The 15410-nt window shown below is 54.3% G+C and carries 27 protein-coding genes; all 27 read right to left on the bottom strand.

What is annotated here, in order from left to right; genetic code table 11:
- Positions 1-8: 8 nt before the first annotated feature.
- The gene (rpmJ, locus tag C9990_RS03055; RefSeq protein WP_002555468.1) at positions 9-125 is read right to left on the bottom strand and encodes a 50S ribosomal protein L36; all 117 of its coding nucleotides are present in this window, start codon (positions 123-125) and stop codon (positions 9-11) included.
- 28 nt (positions 126-153) lie between these two features.
- Positions 154-1482, bottom strand: coding sequence for a preprotein translocase subunit SecY (gene secY, locus C9990_RS03050; protein WP_003176406.1), 1329 nt, complete (start codon positions 1480-1482; stop codon positions 154-156).
- Entirely contained in the window at positions 1483-1920 is a 438-nt protein-coding gene (rplO, locus tag C9990_RS03045) for a 50S ribosomal protein L15 (RefSeq protein WP_003176407.1), read from the bottom strand. It lies immediately after the preceding gene.
- 3 nt (positions 1921-1923) lie between these two features.
- The gene (gene rpmD / locus C9990_RS03040; RefSeq protein WP_003176408.1) at positions 1924-2100 is read right to left on the bottom strand and encodes a 50S ribosomal protein L30; all 177 of its coding nucleotides are present in this window, start codon (positions 2098-2100) and stop codon (positions 1924-1926) included.
- A gap of 2 nt (positions 2101-2102) precedes the next feature.
- Positions 2103-2603, bottom strand: coding sequence for a 30S ribosomal protein S5 (gene rpsE / locus C9990_RS03035; RefSeq protein WP_010566852.1), 501 nt, complete (start codon positions 2601-2603; stop codon positions 2103-2105).
- 3 nt (positions 2604-2606) lie between these two features.
- Complete coding sequence (rplR, locus tag C9990_RS03030) at positions 2607-2957, bottom strand: 50S ribosomal protein L18 (protein ID WP_003186037.1); 351 nt, start codon at positions 2955-2957, stop codon at positions 2607-2609.
- A 10-nt stretch (positions 2958-2967) separates the two neighbouring features.
- The gene (rplF, locus tag C9990_RS03025; RefSeq protein WP_003176412.1) at positions 2968-3501 is read right to left on the bottom strand and encodes a 50S ribosomal protein L6; all 534 of its coding nucleotides are present in this window, start codon (positions 3499-3501) and stop codon (positions 2968-2970) included.
- A 12-nt stretch (positions 3502-3513) separates the two neighbouring features.
- Entirely contained in the window at positions 3514-3906 is a 393-nt protein-coding gene (rpsH, locus tag C9990_RS03020; RefSeq protein WP_010566853.1) for a 30S ribosomal protein S8, read from the bottom strand.
- A gap of 208 nt (positions 3907-4114) precedes the next feature.
- On the bottom strand, positions 4115-4420 hold the full coding sequence (gene rpsN / locus C9990_RS03015; RefSeq protein WP_003176414.1) for a 30S ribosomal protein S14: 306 nt from the start codon (positions 4418-4420) through the stop codon (positions 4115-4117).
- 13 nt (positions 4421-4433) lie between these two features.
- Positions 4434-4973, bottom strand: coding sequence for a 50S ribosomal protein L5 (gene rplE / locus C9990_RS03010; RefSeq protein ID WP_003194642.1), 540 nt, complete (start codon positions 4971-4973; stop codon positions 4434-4436).
- Between the two features lie 22 nt (positions 4974-4995).
- Positions 4996-5310 carry a 50S ribosomal protein L24 gene (rplX, locus tag C9990_RS03005; RefSeq protein WP_007896770.1) on the bottom strand — a complete coding sequence of 105 codons (315 nt, stop codon included), beginning with the start codon at positions 5308-5310 and terminating at the stop codon, positions 4996-4998.
- 11 nt (positions 5311-5321) lie between these two features.
- A complete protein-coding gene (gene rplN / locus C9990_RS03000; RefSeq protein ID WP_002555479.1) occupies positions 5322-5690 on the bottom strand; it encodes a 50S ribosomal protein L14 in 369 nt (122 codons plus the stop codon).
- A gap of 23 nt (positions 5691-5713) precedes the next feature.
- Positions 5714-5980 (bottom strand): 30S ribosomal protein S17, encoded by a 267-nt coding sequence (rpsQ, locus tag C9990_RS02995; protein ID WP_003176419.1) that lies wholly within the window; start codon positions 5978-5980, stop codon positions 5714-5716.
- Between the two features lie 2 nt (positions 5981-5982).
- Complete coding sequence (gene rpmC, locus C9990_RS02990; RefSeq protein ID WP_002555481.1) at positions 5983-6174, bottom strand: 50S ribosomal protein L29; 192 nt, start codon at positions 6172-6174, stop codon at positions 5983-5985.
- Positions 6174-6587 carry a 50S ribosomal protein L16 gene (rplP, locus tag C9990_RS02985; RefSeq protein WP_003176421.1) on the bottom strand — a complete coding sequence of 138 codons (414 nt, stop codon included), beginning with the start codon at positions 6585-6587 and terminating at the stop codon, positions 6174-6176. Before rplP ends, rpmC begins: the two co-directional genes overlap by 1 nt.
- A 12-nt stretch (positions 6588-6599) precedes the next feature.
- Complete coding sequence (rpsC, locus tag C9990_RS02980; RefSeq protein ID WP_003176422.1) at positions 6600-7286, bottom strand: 30S ribosomal protein S3; 687 nt, start codon at positions 7284-7286, stop codon at positions 6600-6602.
- A gap of 13 nt (positions 7287-7299) precedes the next feature.
- Positions 7300-7632 (bottom strand): 50S ribosomal protein L22, encoded by a 333-nt coding sequence (gene rplV, locus C9990_RS02975; RefSeq protein WP_003103908.1) that lies wholly within the window; start codon positions 7630-7632, stop codon positions 7300-7302.
- An 11-nt stretch (positions 7633-7643) separates the two neighbouring features.
- Entirely contained in the window at positions 7644-7919 is a 276-nt protein-coding gene (rpsS, locus tag C9990_RS02970) for a 30S ribosomal protein S19 (protein ID WP_002555486.1), read from the bottom strand.
- Positions 7920-7935: 16 nt separating this feature from the next.
- Complete coding sequence (gene rplB / locus C9990_RS02965) at positions 7936-8760, bottom strand: 50S ribosomal protein L2 (protein WP_003186055.1); 825 nt, start codon at positions 8758-8760, stop codon at positions 7936-7938.
- A 14-nt stretch (positions 8761-8774) separates the two neighbouring features.
- The gene (gene rplW, locus C9990_RS02960) at positions 8775-9074 is read right to left on the bottom strand and encodes a 50S ribosomal protein L23 (RefSeq protein WP_002555488.1); all 300 of its coding nucleotides are present in this window, start codon (positions 9072-9074) and stop codon (positions 8775-8777) included.
- Complete coding sequence (gene rplD, locus C9990_RS02955) at positions 9071-9673, bottom strand: 50S ribosomal protein L4 (protein WP_003176424.1); 603 nt, start codon at positions 9671-9673, stop codon at positions 9071-9073. The genes rplW and rplD overlap by 4 nt, the downstream gene beginning before the upstream one ends.
- A 12-nt stretch (positions 9674-9685) precedes the next feature.
- The gene (rplC, locus tag C9990_RS02950; protein WP_003194649.1) at positions 9686-10321 is read right to left on the bottom strand and encodes a 50S ribosomal protein L3; all 636 of its coding nucleotides are present in this window, start codon (positions 10319-10321) and stop codon (positions 9686-9688) included.
- Between the two features lie 81 nt (positions 10322-10402).
- Positions 10403-10714 (bottom strand): 30S ribosomal protein S10, encoded by a 312-nt coding sequence (gene rpsJ / locus C9990_RS02945; RefSeq protein ID WP_003186070.1) that lies wholly within the window; start codon positions 10712-10714, stop codon positions 10403-10405.
- A gap of 158 nt (positions 10715-10872) precedes the next feature.
- Positions 10873-12066, bottom strand: a complete 1194-nt coding sequence (tuf, locus tag C9990_RS02940) for an elongation factor Tu (protein ID WP_025857206.1) — start codon at positions 12064-12066, stop codon at positions 10873-10875.
- A 30-nt stretch (positions 12067-12096) separates the two neighbouring features.
- Positions 12097-14202 (bottom strand): elongation factor G, encoded by a 2106-nt coding sequence (gene fusA, locus C9990_RS02935; protein ID WP_065909927.1) that lies wholly within the window; start codon positions 14200-14202, stop codon positions 12097-12099.
- Positions 14203-14232: 30 nt separating this feature from the next.
- The gene (rpsG, locus tag C9990_RS02930) at positions 14233-14703 is read right to left on the bottom strand and encodes a 30S ribosomal protein S7 (protein WP_002555493.1); all 471 of its coding nucleotides are present in this window, start codon (positions 14701-14703) and stop codon (positions 14233-14235) included.
- A 118-nt stretch (positions 14704-14821) separates the two neighbouring features.
- Complete coding sequence (rpsL, locus tag C9990_RS02925; RefSeq protein ID WP_002555494.1) at positions 14822-15193, bottom strand: 30S ribosomal protein S12; 372 nt, start codon at positions 15191-15193, stop codon at positions 14822-14824.
- Positions 15194-15410: the final 217 nt, after the last annotated feature.

Raw genomic sequence — 15410 nt, 5'->3', positions numbered from 1 at the left:
GATCACACTCAGCCTTGGCGCTGTTTGTGACGCGGTTCCGCGCTGCAAATTACTCGAACAACACCTTCGCGGCGAATAATCTTGCAGTTACGGCACAGCTTTTTCACCGATGCACGAACTTTCATCACCAACTCCTCGAACCTTATGGGGTACTCAGCGCAACATGCCGCTGCCGTAGCCCTTCAGGTTGGCTTTCTTCATCAGGGATTCGTACTGGTGCGAAACGAGGTGCGATTGTACTTGGGACATGAAGTCCATCACAACCACGACCACGATCAGCAACGAGGTCCCGCCAAGGTAGAACGGAACGTTTGCTGCAACCACCAGGAACTGGGGCAACAAGCACACGGCCGTCATATATAGAGCACCGAACAGGGTCAAACGAGTCAGAACGCCATCAATGTAGCGTGCAGACTGCTCACCTGGACGAATACCCGGAATAAAGGCACCGGACTTCTTCAGGTTTTCCGCTACGTCTTTCGGATTGAACATCAACGCCGTATAGAAGAAGCAGAAGAAAATAATCCCTGCACTAAACAGCAGAATATTCAACGGCTGACCAGGAGCGATCGACTGAGAGAGGTCCTGCAGCCAGCCCATATTTTCAGACTGACCAAACCAGGTACCCAACGAAGCCGGAAACAGCAAAATGCTGCTCGCGAAAATTGCCGGAATAACACCGGCCATATTCACTTTCAGCGGCAAGTGGCTGGTCTGCGCAGCAAAGACCTTACGGCCCTGCTGACGCTTGGCGTAGTGAACAGCAATACGACGCTGGCCACGCTCAATGAACACCACAAAACCGATAATCGCTACTGCCAGCAAACCGATGGCAACCAGGGCGAAAATATTGATATCACCCTGACGCGCAGACTCGAAAGACTGCCCGATTGCTCTCGGAAGACCGGCGACGATACCTGCGAAAATCAACATCGAGATACCGTTGCCAACACCACGCTCAGTAATCTGCTCACCCAGCCACATCATGAACATCGCACCAGCCACAAAAGTGGATACCGCGACGAAATGGAAGCCAAAGTCACCAGTGAACGCAACACCCTGCCCGGCCAGGCCAACGGACATGCCGATAGCTTGAACCAGGGCGAGGATGACAGTGCCGTAGCGGGTGTACTGGCTAATCTTGCGACGGCCAGCTTCACCTTCCTTCTTCAACTGCTCCAGCTGCGGGCTGACGGCGGTCATCAGTTGCATGATGATCGATGCCGAAATGTACGGCATGATCCCCAGTGCAAAGATGCTCATCCGTTCCAGCGCGCCGCCGGAAAACATGTTGAACAAGCTAAGAATGGTCCCCTCATTCTGTCGAAACAGGTCTGCGAGTCGGTCCGGGTTGATACCTGGAACCGGGATGTGTGCGCCTATTCGGTAGACGATAATCGCCAGGAACAGAAAACGCAGACGAGCCCAAAGTTCAGACATACCGCCTTTGCCGAGCGCTGAGAGAGCACCTTGCTTAGCCATTTATTCCTCGAACTTGCCGCCAGCTGCTTCGATAGCCGAACGCGCACCTTTGGTGGCGCCGATTCCCTTGCCGATAGTGACAGCGCGAGTCACTTCACCGGACAGCATGATTTTCACACGCTGTACGTTGACGTTGATCACGTTGGCATCTTTCAGGGTCTGCACAGTAACGATGTCGCCTTCCACTTTGGCCAGCTCGGACAGACGCACTTCTGCGCGATCCATGGCTTTCAGGGAAACGAAACCGAACTTAGGCAGGCGACGATGCAGCGGCTGTTGACCGCCTTCAAAGCCTGGAGCAATGGTGCCACCGGAGCGGGAGGTTTGACCTTTGTGGCCACGGCCACCAGTCTTACCCAAACCGCTACCGATACCACGGCCCGGACGATGCTTTTCGCGACGGGAACCCGGCGCTGGACTCAGATCATTGAGTTTCATCGATTAACCCTCTACACGCAGCATGTAGTAAGCCTTGTTGATCATCCCGCGATTCTCGGGAGTATCCTGGACTTCTACAGTGTGACCGATGCGACGCAGACCCAGACCTTTAACGCACAGTTTGTGGTTAGGGATGCGGCCGGTCATGCTTTTGATCAGCGTTACTTTAACGGTAGCCATGATCAGAAGATCTCCTGGACGCTTTTGCCACGCTTGGCGGCAATGGATTCAGGGGATTGCATAGCTTTCAAACCTTTGAAAGTGGCGTGAACCACGTTTACCGGGTTAGTCGAGCCGTAGCACTTGGCCAGAACGTTCTGAACGCCAGCAACTTCGAGGACAGCACGCATAGCGCCGCCAGCGATGATACCGGTACCTTCAGAAGCAGGCTGCATGTACACCTTCGAAGCGCCATGAGCGGACTTCATTGCGTACTGCAGCGTGGTGCCGTTCAGATCAACTTGGATCATGTTGCGACGAGCAGCTTCCATTGCCTTCTGGATCGCAGCAGGCACTTCACGCGACTTGCCACGGCCGAAGCCAACGCGCCCTTTACCATCACCCACCACGGTCAACGCGGTGAAAGTGAAGATACGGCCGCCTTTAACGGTTTTGGCTACGCGGTTAACTTGAACCAGCTTCTCAATGTAGCCTTCGTCGCGCTTTTGGTCGTTATTTGACATAACTTAGAACTCCAGCCCAGCTTCACGAGCAGCATCAGCCAGCGCTTTAACGCGGCCGTGGTACTTGAAGCCAGAGCGGTCGAAAGCCACTTGCGAGACGCCAGCGGCCTTAGCACGCGTAGCGACCAGCTGGCCAACCTTTGTGGCCGCGTCGATGTTGCCAGTGGCACCATCACGCAGTTCTTTATCCAAAGTCGAGGCGCTTGCCAGGACTTTGTTGCCGTCGGCCGAGATGACCTGGGCGTAGATGTGCTGCGACGAGCGGAACACGCAGAGACGCACGACTTCGAGTTCGTGCATTTTCAGGCGTGCTTTGCGAGCGCGACGCAGTCGAGTAACTTTTTTGTCGGTCATTTGCTATGCCCTACTTCTTCTTGGCTTCTTTACGACGGACGACTTCGTCCGCGTAGCGCACACCTTTGCCTTTGTACGGCTCTGGTGGACGGAAGTCGCGGATCTCAGCAGCCACTTGACCTACCAGCTGCTTATCGATGCCCTTGATCAGGATATCGGTCTGGCTAGGAGTCTCAGCGGTGATGCCTTCCGGCAGTTCGTAATCCACTGGGTGCGAGAAGCCAAGGGCCAGGTTCAAAACCGTGCCTTTTGCTTGCGCTTTGTAACCAACACCGACCAGCTGGAGCTTACGCTCGAAGCCTTGGCTTACGCCTTGGACCATGTTGTTTACCAACGCACGCGTGGTACCGGCCATTGCGCGAGTTTGTTGATCGCCATTGCGAGCAGCGAAACGCAGCTCACCAGCTTCTTCAACGATCTCAACGGACGAATGGATGTTCAGTTCAAGAGTACCCTTGGCACCCTTCACCGAAAGCTGTTGGCCTGCGAATTTGACTTCGACACCGGCTGGCAGCTTAACGGGGTTCTTAGCGACGCGAGACATGCTTATCCCCCCTTAGAACACAGTGCAAAGAACTTCGCCGCCGACACCGGCAGCGCGCGCAGCACGATCCGTCATCACACCTTTGTTGGTGGAGACGATAGACACGCCAAGACCGCCACGAACTTTCGGCAGATCCTCAGCGGACTTGTACTGACGCAGGCCTGGACGGCTAACGCGCTTCACTTCCTCGATGACCGAACGGCCTTCGAAGTACTTCAGCTCGATGGACAGCAGTGGCTTGGTTTCGCTGCTGATCTGATAACCCGCAATGTAGCCTTCGTCTTTCAGGACTTTGGCAACAGCTACCTTCAACTTGGAAGATGGCATGCTTACGACGGACTTTTCAGCCATCTGGGCATTACGGATACGAGTTAGCATGTCCGCTAACGGGTCCTGCATACTCATGGGCTAGACGCTCCTAATACAAAAAAATTAGCCTTGCGGCTACATATGTCGCCGAGAATCTCCGAGCATAGAAAACACGGGCTCAGGCGAGCCGGGTATTCTAGACACACTCCGGAAATGAAACAAGCCCCAAAAGGGGCTTGTTCCAGATTCAAGGTCACCGGTGGTCAGTATCTTGCGATACCTCCCACCTGGACGCTGAAAGTACTTACCAGCTGGCTTTAACCAGACCTGGTACGTCACCACGCATTGCCGCTTCACGCAGTTTGTTACGGCCGAGGCCGAACTTGCGGTAAACGCCGTGTGGACGACCGGTCAGGCGGCAGCGGTTACGCATGCGCGAAGCGCTTGCGTCACGTGGCTGCTTCTGCAGAGCAACTGTAGCTTCCCAACGCGCTTCTGGACTTGCGTTCAGATCAACGATGATCGCTTTCAGTGCTGCACGCTTCTTGGCGTACTTGGCAACCGTGAGCTGACGCTTCAGCTCGCGGTTTTTCATGCTCATCTTGGCCATGGTCCTACTCCAATCAGTTGCGGAACGGGAATTTGAATGCACGCAGCAGAGCGCGGCCTTCATCATCGTTCTTGGCAGTGGTGGTCAGGGTGATGTCCAGACCGCGGAGAGCATCGATCTTGTCGTAGTCGATTTCCGGGAAGATGATCTGCTCTTTCACGCCCATGCTGTAGTTACCACGACCATCGAAGGACTTGGCATTCAGGCCGCGGAAGTCGCGAACCCGAGGCAGGGAGATCGACAGCAGACGATCCAGGAATTCGTACATACGCTCACGGCGCAGGGTCACTTTGACGCCGATCGGCCAACCTTCACGGACTTTAAAGCCAGCGATGGATTTCCGAGCGTAAGTCACAACGACCTTTTGACCGGTGATCTTTTCCAGGTCAGCAACAGCGTGCTCGATGACTTTTTTGTCGCCGATCGCTTCGCCCAGACCCATGTTCAGGGTGATTTTGGTAACGCGCGGAACTTCCATCACGTTCCCGAGCTTAAGTTCTTCCTTAAGCTTGGGGGCGATTTCCTTCCGGTAAATCTCTTGTAGTCGTGCCATGGTCTTATCTACCTAGCAGTGTTCAAGCATCAACCGCTTTTTGGGTCGACTTGAAGACACGAATTTTCTTACCGTCTTCTACTTTGAAACCAACACGATCAGCCTTGTTGGTTTCGCCGTTGAAGATGGCGACGTTAGAAGCGTGCAGTGGCGCTTCTTTCTCGACGATACCGCCCTGTACGCCCGACATCGGGTTAGGCTTGGTATGACGCTTGACCAGGTTCAGACCACCAACGACCAGACGGTCGTCAGCGAGAACCTTCAGCACCTTACCGCGCTTACCTTTGTCTTTGCCGGCGATCACGATGATCTCGTCGTCACGACGAATCTTTTGCATGTCGGATCTCCTTACAGCACTTCTGGGGCGAGCGAGACGATCTTCATGAACTTCTCAGTACGAAGTTCACGGGTCACTGGCCCAAAGATACGGGTGCCGATCGGCTCTTGCTTGTTGTTCAGAAGAACAGCAGCGTTGCCATCAAAGCGGATAATGGAGCCATCTGCACGGCGTACGCCGTGACGAGTGCGGACTACAACAGCAGTCATCACTTGGCCTTTTTTCACCTTACCGCGAGGAATTGCTTCCTTAACGGTAACTTTGATGATGTCACCGATACCAGCGTAACGACGATGGGAGCCACCCAGCACCTTGATGCACATAACACGGCGAGCGCCGCTGTTATCGGCCACATCGAGCATGGATTGAGTCTGAATCATATAATTTCTCCGACCCCTAGTCCTTAGACTTCCACAGCGCGTTCGAGAACATCAACCAGTGCCCAAGACTTGGTCTTGGCCAGCGGACGAGTTTCACGAATAGTGACTTTGTCGCCGATGTGGCACTGATTGGTTTCGTCGTGCGCGTGCAGCTTAGTCGAACGCTTAACATATTTACCGTAGATCGGGTGCTTAACGCGACGCTCGATCAAAACGGTGATGGTTTTGTCCATCTTGTCGCTGACAACACGGCCAGTCAGCGTACGGACAGTCTTTTCGGCTTCAGCCATGATCACTTACCTGCCTGCTGGTTGAGCACAGTCTTCACGCGAGCGATGTCACGCTTAACTTGCGAGAGCAGATGAGACTGCCCCAACTGGCCAGTTGCTTTCTGCATACGCAGATTGAACTGGTCGCGCAGCAGGCCGAGCAGTTGCTCGTTCAGCTGCTGTGCGGATTTTTCACGAAGTTCATTCGCTTTCATCACATCACCGTCCGTTTAACAAAGGAGGTGGCGAGCGGCAGCTTTGCAGCAGCCAGGGCGAAAGCCTCACGCGCCAGCTCTTCAGAAACACCCTCGATTTCATACAGGACTTTGCCTGGCTGAATCTGGGCTACCCAGTATTCCACGTTACCCTTACCTTTACCCATCCGAACCTCGAGAGGTTTTTTGGAGATCGGCTTGTCCGGGAATACACGGATCCAGATCTTGCCGCCACGTTTTACGTGACGGGTCAGAGCACGACGCGCTGACTCGATCTGACGAGCGGTGAGACGACCACGAGCTACAGACTTCAGCGCGAACTCGCCGAAGCTGACTTTGCTACCGCGCTGAGCCAGACCACGGTTGTGGCCTGTCATCTGCTTGCGGAACTTCGTACGCTTAGGTTGCAACATTTGGCGTACCCCTTACTTAGCAGCTTTTTTACGAGGCGCTGGTGCTTGTGGTTTCAGTTCTTCTTGGCGACCACCAATTACTTCGCCTTTGAAGATCCAAACCTTTACACCGATCACACCGTAAGTGGTGTGAGCTTCGTAGTTGGCATAGTCGATGTCGGCACGCAGGGTGTGCAGTGGCACACGACCTTCGCGATACCATTCAGTACGTGCGATTTCAGCACCGCCGAGACGACCGCTCACTTGGATTTTGATGCCTTTGGCACCAATGCGCATGGCGTTCTGTACGGCGCGCTTCATAGCGCGACGGAACATTACGCGACGCTCCAGCTGCTGAGCTACGCTCTGCGCAACCAGCATACCGTCGAGCTCCGGCTTGCGGATCTCTTCGATATTGATGTGCACAGGCACACCCATTTGCTTGGTCAGGTCCTGACGCAGTTTCTCAACATCTTCACCTTTCTTCCCGATAACGATACCTGGACGAGCGGTGTGGATGGTGATACGTGCAGTTTGGGCCGGACGATGGATATCGATACGGCTTACGGACGCGCTTTTTAGTTTGTCTTGGAGATACTCACGCACCTTCAGATCAGCGAACAAGTAGTCCGCATAAGTCCGACCGTCTGCGTACCAGACGGAGGTGTGCTCCTTGACGATTCCCAGGCGAATGCCAATGGGATGTACTTTCTGACCCATCTCTTCGACTCCGTTACTTGTCAGCAACCTTGACAGTGATATGGCAAGACCGCTTGACGATGCGATCAGCACGGCCTTTGGCACGTGGCATGATGCGCTTCAGCGAACGCCCTTCGTTGACGAAAACGGTGCTGACCTTCAGGTCATCAACGTCTGCGCCTTCGTTATGCTCGGCGTTGGCTACGGCCGACTCCAGCACTTTCTTCATGATCTCGGCGGCTTTCTTACTGCTGAAAGCCAACAGGTTGAGCGCTTCGCCCACCTTCTTCCCGCGGATCTGGTCGGCGACCAAGCGGGCTTTCTGGGCGGAGATTCGAGCGCCCGACAACTTAGCGGCTACTTCCATTTCCTTACCCCTTAACGCTTGGCTTTCTTGTCTGCCACGTGCCCACGATAAGTGCGGGTACCGGCAAACTCGCCTAGTTTGTGGCCGACCATGTCTTCGTTAACGAGAACTGGGACGTGTTGACGACCGTTGTGTACTGCGATGGTCAGACCGACCATTTGTGGCAGGATCATCGAACGACGCGACCAGGTCTTAACTGGTTTGCGATCGTTCTTTTCCGCCGCCACTTCGATCTTCTTCAGTAGGTGAAGATCAATAAAAGGACCTTTTTTCAGAGAACGTGGCACTGTCGTATCCCTCTATTTACTTGCGACGACGGACGATCATTTTGTCGGTACGCTTATTACCACGAGTCTTCGCGCCCTTAGTCGGGAAGCCCCATGGCGATACCGGATGACGACCACCAGAGGTACGACCTTCACCACCACCGTGTGGGTGGTCAACCGGGTTCATGGCAACACCACGAACGGTTGGGCGAACGCCACGCCAGCGTTTGGCACCAGCTTTACCCAGCGAACGCAGGCTGTGCTCGGAGTTCGAGACTTCACCCAGGGTCGCGCGGCATTCAGCCAGCACTTTACGCATCTCACCAGAACGCAGACGCAGGGTCACGTAGACACCTTCACGAGCGATCAGCTGAGCCGAAGCACCAGCGGAACGAGCGATTTGCGCGCCTTTACCTGGCTTCAATTCGATGCCGTGTACGGTGCTACCAACTGGAATGTTACGCAGTTGCAGAGCGTTGCCCGGCTTGATCGGTGCCAGGGCACCTGCGATCAGCTGGTCGCCAGCGCTCACGCCTTTAGGGGCGATGATGTAGCGACGCTCGCCATCTGCGTACAGCAGCAGAGCGATGTGAGCAGTACGGTTTGGATCGTATTCGATACGCTCGACAGTGGCAGCGATGCCATCTTTGTCGTTGCGACGGAAGTCGACCAGACGATAATGCTGCTTATGGCCACCACCGATGTGACGAGTGGTAATACGACCATTGTTGTTACGACCACCAGACTTCGATTTCTTCTCGAGCAGCGGTGCGTGAGGAGCGCCTTTATGCAGCTCCTGGTTGACCACCTTGACCACAAAACGGCGGCCAGGGGAAGTCGGTTTGCATTTAACGATTGCCATGATGCACCCCTTCCTTACTCAGCACTGCTGCTGAAATCGAGATCTTGGCCTGGCTGAAGGGAGATAACTGCCTTCTTCCAGTCATTACGCTTGCCCAGACCGCGAGCAGTGCGCTTGCTCTTACCCAGAACATTCAGGGTAGTAACACGCTCTACTTTCACGCTGAACAGGCTTTCGACGGCCTTCTTGATTTCCAGCTTGGTTGCATCGGTTGCAACCTTGAAAACGAACTGGCCTTTCTTGTCAGCCAGAACCGTAGCCTTTTCGGAAACGTGCGGGCCAAGCAGAACTTTAAATACGCGTTCCTGGTTCATCCCAGCAGCTCCTCGAATTTCTTCACGGCCGACACGGTGATCAACACCTTGTCGTATGCGATCAGACTAACTGGATCGGAACCTTGCACGTCACGTACATCAACGTGTGGCAGGTTGCGAGCAGCCAGGTACAGGTTCTGATCAACAGCTTCAGACACGATCAAAACGTCGGTCAGGCTCATGTTGTTCAGCTTGCCCAGCAGATCTTTGGTTTTCGGGCTTTCAACAGCGAAGTCCTGAACCACAACCAGACGATCAGTACGCACGAGTTCAGCAAGGATGGAGCGCAGTGCTGCGCGATACATCTTCTTGTTGAGCTTCTGAGAGTGATCCTGTGGACGAGCTGCGAAAGTGGTACCGCCGCCACGCCAGATTGGGCTACGGATAGTACCGGCACGAGCACGGCCAGTACCTTTCTGACGCCAAGGGCGCTTACCGCCACCACGTACGTCGGAACGGGTCTTTTGCTGCTTGCTACCTTGACGGCCGCCGGCCATGTAGGCCACGACTGCTTGGTGAACCAGCGTCTCGTTGAATTCGCCGCCAAATGTCAGTTCGGAAACTTCGATCGCTTGAGCGTCATTTACATTTAATTGCATGTCAGCTTCCCCTTAACCGCGAGCCTTGGCCGCTGGACGTACAACCAGGTTGCCGCCAGTAGCGCCAGGAACAGCACCCTTGACCAACAACAGATTGCGTTCAGCGTCGACGCGCACTACTTCGAGGGACTGCACGGTCACGCGCTCAGCGCCCATATGACCGGACATTTTTTTGCCCTTGAATACACGACCAGGAGTCTGGCACTGGCCAATAGAGCCCGGGACGCGGTGGGAAACGGAGTTACCGTGAGTGTTGTCTTGGCCACGGAAATTCCAACGCTTGATCGTACCCTGGAAGCCTTTACCCTTGGACTGACCGGTTACATCAACCAGTTGACCAGCGGCGAAGATTTCAGCGTTGATCAGATCGCCAGCCTGGTAGTCGCCGTCTTCGAGACGGAACTCCATAACAGTGCGACCAGCTGCAACGTTTGCTTTAGCGAAGTGACCTGCTTGAGCAGCAGTCACGCGCGAAGCACGACGCTCGCCGACAGTGACTTGCACTGCACGATAGCCATCGGTTTCTTCAGTTTTGAACTGGGTGACGCGATTCGGCTCGATCTCAATGACCGTGACCGGAATGGAGACACCTTCTTCGGTGAAAATACGGGTCATACCGCATTTACGACCGACTACACCAATAGTCATGTTGTAAACCTCATGAGTGTACGGGGCTTTCACCCGCTATGGCCGCCCATTTCAGAGCGTTACACGACTAAGACCCAAGTCTTAGCCGAGGCTGATCTGTACTTCCACACCGGCCGCCAGATCGAGCTTCATAAGTGCATCAACGGTTTTATCCGTTGGCTGGACGATGTCCAGTACGCGCTTATGAGTACGGATCTCGTACTGGTCACGCGCGTCTTTGTTGACGTGCGGGGAGACCAGAACGGTGAACCGCTCTTTACGGGTAGGCAGTGGAATTGGACCACGCACTTGAGCACCAGTACGTTTCGCGGTTTCCACGATTTCCTGGGTGGATTGGTCGATCAGGCGATGGTCAAAAGCCTTCAACCTGATACGGATTTGCTGATTTTGCATTGGATTTCAGACTCCGGCTGCTATTCCCAGCGAGCGCAATACGCCCGTTAAAAGGAGGCGCAATTCTATAGACGCCCCAGATAGGTGTCAACCCAATAAAAAAGGCCCCCGCTAAGCGGGGGCCTTCTCAAAAAATCGAGCTATCTCAGAAGAGATAATTACTCGATGATTTTAGCTACAACACCAGCACCAACGGTACGGCCGCCTTCGCGGATTGCGAAGCGCAGACCGTCTTCCATTGCGATGGTCTTGATCAGGGTAACAGTCATTTGAATGTTATCGCCTGGCATTACCATTTCAACGCCTTCTGGCAGTTCGCAGTTACCAGTCACGTCAGTAGTACGGAAGTAGAACTGTGGACGGTAGCCTTTGAAGAACGGAGTATGACGGCCGCCTTCTTCTTTGCTCAGAACGTAAACTTCTGCGGTGAACTTGGTGTGCGGCTTAACCGAACCTGGCTTAACCAGAACCTGGCCACGCTCAACGTCGTCACGCTTGGTACCACGCAGCAGAACGCCGCAGTTCTCGCCAGCACGACCTTCGTCGAGCAGTTTGCGGAACATTTCAACACCAGTGCAGGTGGTGACGGTGGTGTCACGCAGACCAACGATTTCCAGTGGATCTTGAACGCGAACGATACCGCGCTCGATACGACCAGTCACAACAGTACCGCGACCGGAGATCGAGAATACGTCTTCGATTGGCATCAGGAACGGCTTGTCGGTCAGACGAACTGGTTCTGGGATGTAGGTGTCCAGAGTTTCAACCAGTTTACGAACGGCAGTGGTGCCCATTTCGTTTTCGTCGTTACCTTCCAGAGCCATACGAGCAGAACCGATGATGATCGGAGTGTCGTCGCCTGGGAAGTCGTAAGTGCTCAGCAGATCGCGCACTTCCATCTCAACCAGTTCCAGCAGCTCAGCGTCGTCTACCAGGTCAGCCTTGTTCAGGAAAACCACGATGTACGGAACGCCTACCTGACGGGACAGCAGGATGTGCTCACGGGTTTGTGGCATCGGACCATCAGCGGCCGAGCAAACCAGGATCGCGCCGTCCATCTGGGCAGCACCAGTGATCATGTTCTTCACGTAGTCAGCGTGACCTGGGCAGTCAACGTGAGCGTAGTGACGAATAGTCGAGTTGTACTCAACGTGCGCGGTGTTGATGGTGATACCACGAGCTTTTTCTTCTGGTGCGCTGTCGATCTTGTCGAAGTCAACACGAGCCGAACCGAAAACTTCGGAGCAGACGCGAGTCAGAGCAGCGGTCAGAGTGGTTTTACCGTGGTCAACGTGGCCGATGGTGCCAACGTTTACGTGCGGTAGGGAACGATCAAATTTTTCTTTAGCCACGACAATTAACTCCTTGCCTAAAGGACTGAATCAGCCTTGTTTTTTGGATACAGTTTCAGCGATGTGCGCCGGAGCTGTGTTGTATTTTTTGAATTCCATAGAGTAGCTTGCGCGACCCTGAGACATGGAGCGAACGTCGGTCGCGTAACCGAACATCTCACCCAACGGAACCTCGGCGCGAATCACTTTGCCGGAAACCGTGTCTTCCATACCCAAGATCATGCCGCGACGACGGTTAAGGTCGCCCATGACATCACCCATATAGTCTTCAGGTGTAACAACTTCTACCGCCATGATTGGCTCAAGCAACTCACCACCGCCCTTCTGGGCCAGTTGCTTGGTTGCCATGGAAGCAGCCACCTTAAACGCCATCTCGTTGGAGTCGACGTCGTGGTAAGAACCGTCAAAAACGGTTGCTTTCAGGCCGATCAGCGGATAGCCGGCAACAACACCGTTCTTCATCTGCTCTTCGATACCCTTCTGGATAGCCGGGATGTATTCCTTAGGAACAACACCACCAACTACTTCGTTCACGAATTGCAGACCTTCCTGACCTTCGTCAGCAGGAGCAAAACGGATCCAGCAGTGACCGAACTGACCACGACCGCCGGACTGACGAACGAACTTGCCTTCGATTTCACAGTTCTTCGTGATGCGCTCACGATAGGAAACCTGAGGCTTACCGATGTTGGCTTCGACGTTGAACTCACGGCGCATCCGGTCAACCAGGATGTCCAGGTGCAACTCGCCCATGCCGGAGATGATCGTTTGACCAGTCTCTTCATCAGTCTTGACGCGGAAAGATGGATCTTCCTGAGCAAGTTTGCCCAGAGCGATACCCATTTTTTCCTGGTCATCCTTGGTCTTAGGCTCAACGGCAACCGAAATAACCGGCTCCGGGAAGTCCATGCGAACCAGGATGATTGGCTTAGCAGCGTCGCACAAAGTCTCACCAGTGGTGACGTCCTTCATGCCGATCAGGGCCGCGATGTCACCAGCGCGTACTTCCTTGATCTCTTCACGGGCGTTTGCGTGCATTTGCACCATACGACCCACGCGCTCTTTCTTGCCTTTAACCGAGTTGATCACGCCGTCGCCGGAGGCCAACACGCCCGAGTAAACGCGGACGAAGGTCAAAGTACCCACGAATGGGTCAGTAGCGATCTTGAACGCCAGAGCCGAGAACGGCTCGCTGTCATCGGCGTGACGCTCCATCTCTTCTTCCTCGTTATCAGGGTTGGTACCCTTGATAGCAGGAATGTCAGTTGGGGCAGGCAGGTAGTCGATAACGGCGTCGAGAACCAGGGGAACACCCTTGTTCTTGAAGGAAGAACCGCAAACAGCCAAGACGATCTCACCAGCGATAGTACGCTGACGCAGAGCGGCCTTGATTTCCGCGTTGGTGAGTTCTTCACCTTCGAGGTACTTGTTCATCAGCTCTTCGCTGGCTTCGGCAGCAGCCTCAACCATGTTATTGCGCCATTCGTCAGCCAGTTCCTGCAGTTCTGCAGGGATAGGCTTGCGAACAGGGACCATACCTTTGTCAGCGTCATTCCAGTAAACAGCTTCCATGTTGATCAGATCGATCTGACCCTGGAAGTTGTCTTCGGAACCGATAGCCAATTGGATTGGCACCGGGGTGTGACCCAGACGCTGCTTGATCTGACCGATCACGCGCAGGAAGTTGGCACCAGCACGGTCCATCTTGTTTACGTAAACAAGACGTGGAACGCCGTATTTGTTGGCTTGACGCCATACGGTTTCCGACTGAGGCTCAACACCCGAAGTACCACAGAACACAACGACAGCGCCGTCGAGTACGCGCAGGGAACGCTCAACTTCAATGGTGAAGTCTACGTGGCCCGGGGTATCGATTACGTTGAAGCGGTGCTCATCCTTGTACTGCTTCTCGGAACCTTTCCAGAAGGCGGTAATAGCAGCAGAAGTAATGGTAATACCACGCTCCTGCTCCTGAACCATCCAGTCTGTGGTCGCGGCGCCATCATGCACCTCGCCCATTTTGTGACTTTTGCCGGTGTAAAACAGTACGCGCTCGGTGGTGGTGGTTTTACCAGCATCCACGTGAGCAACGATACCGATGTTACGGTAGCGGCTAATCGGAGTAGTACGAGCCATAAAGCCCTCGCAAAATTAGTGAAGCTAAGATTAGAAGCGGTAGTGCGAGAAAGCTTTGTTAGCTTCAGCCATACGGTGCACGTCTTCACGCTTCTTAACAGCAGCACCTTTACCTTCAGCAGCGTCCAACAGTTCGCCAGCCAAACGCAGAGCCATAGACTTCTCGCCGCGCTTACGGGCGAAGTCTACCAACCAGCGCATTGCCAGAGCGTTACGACGGGACGGACGAACTTCAACCGGAACCTGGTAAGTAGCACCGCCTACACGGCGCGACTTCACTTCGACCAGCGGAGCGATGGCGTCGAGAGCTTTCTCGAAGATTTCCAGGGGGTCGCTGTTCTTGCGTTCTTTAACCTTTTCCAGCGCGCCATAAACGATACGCTCGGCAACGGCTTTCTTGCCGCTTTCCATCACGTGGTTCATGAACTTGGCCAGAATTTGGCTTCCGTATTTTGGATCGTCAAGCACTTCGCGCTTGGCTGCTACGCGTCTTCTTGGCATGGATAAGCCCTCAAACGGTCTTCAGGTTCGCTCGGAATCGGTGCCCTTTCGGGACGCCTCCGACCTTACTCTTATCGACTCAGAAAATAAGATGATTCAGTTTTACAAAAAGCCGCTACTACTTAGGCTTCTTGGTACCGTACTTCGAACGACCCTGGTTACGACCTTTAACGCCGGAAGTATCCAAGGAGCCGCGTACGGTGTGGTAACGAACACCTGGCAAGTCTTTTACACGACCGCCGCGGATCAGTACCACGCTGTGCTCTTGCAGGTTGTGGCCTTCACCACCGATGTACGAGGAAACCTCGAAACCGTTGGTCAGACGCACACGGCATACTTTACGCAGTGCCGAGTTAGGTTTTTTCGGCGTAGTGGTATACACGCGAGTGCATACGCCACGACGTTGCGGGCAGTTCTGCAGCGCAGGTACGTCGGATTTCTCGACGATACGCTTACGCGGCTGACGTACCAGCTGGTTGATAGTTGCCATCTACTAGCTCCACTGTTGTCTTGCGACGCTATTGTCTTGCAAGAAAAGCAAAATGGCAGGAACGAATTCCCGCCAAATTTAGGGGTACAAGAGTCTAAAGAGGATCTTGTCCCCAGTCAAGGCAAGGCCCCGACCTCCCCTCTCATCGAACCGCGACAAAATTGCCTCGATCCGACGAATGGGGGCTGCCAGGGCCCAGACTTATTTATCGCAGAAC

The sequence above is a fragment of the Pseudomonas sp. S5D5 genome, from assembly GCF_003013355.1.
In the GTDB taxonomy this organism is placed as follows: domain Bacteria; phylum Pseudomonadota; class Gammaproteobacteria; order Pseudomonadales; family Pseudomonadaceae; genus Aquipseudomonas; species Aquipseudomonas aylmerensis.
Note: the sequence above shows the minus strand (reverse complement) of the source record. Positions and strands in the feature narration are given on the sequence as shown.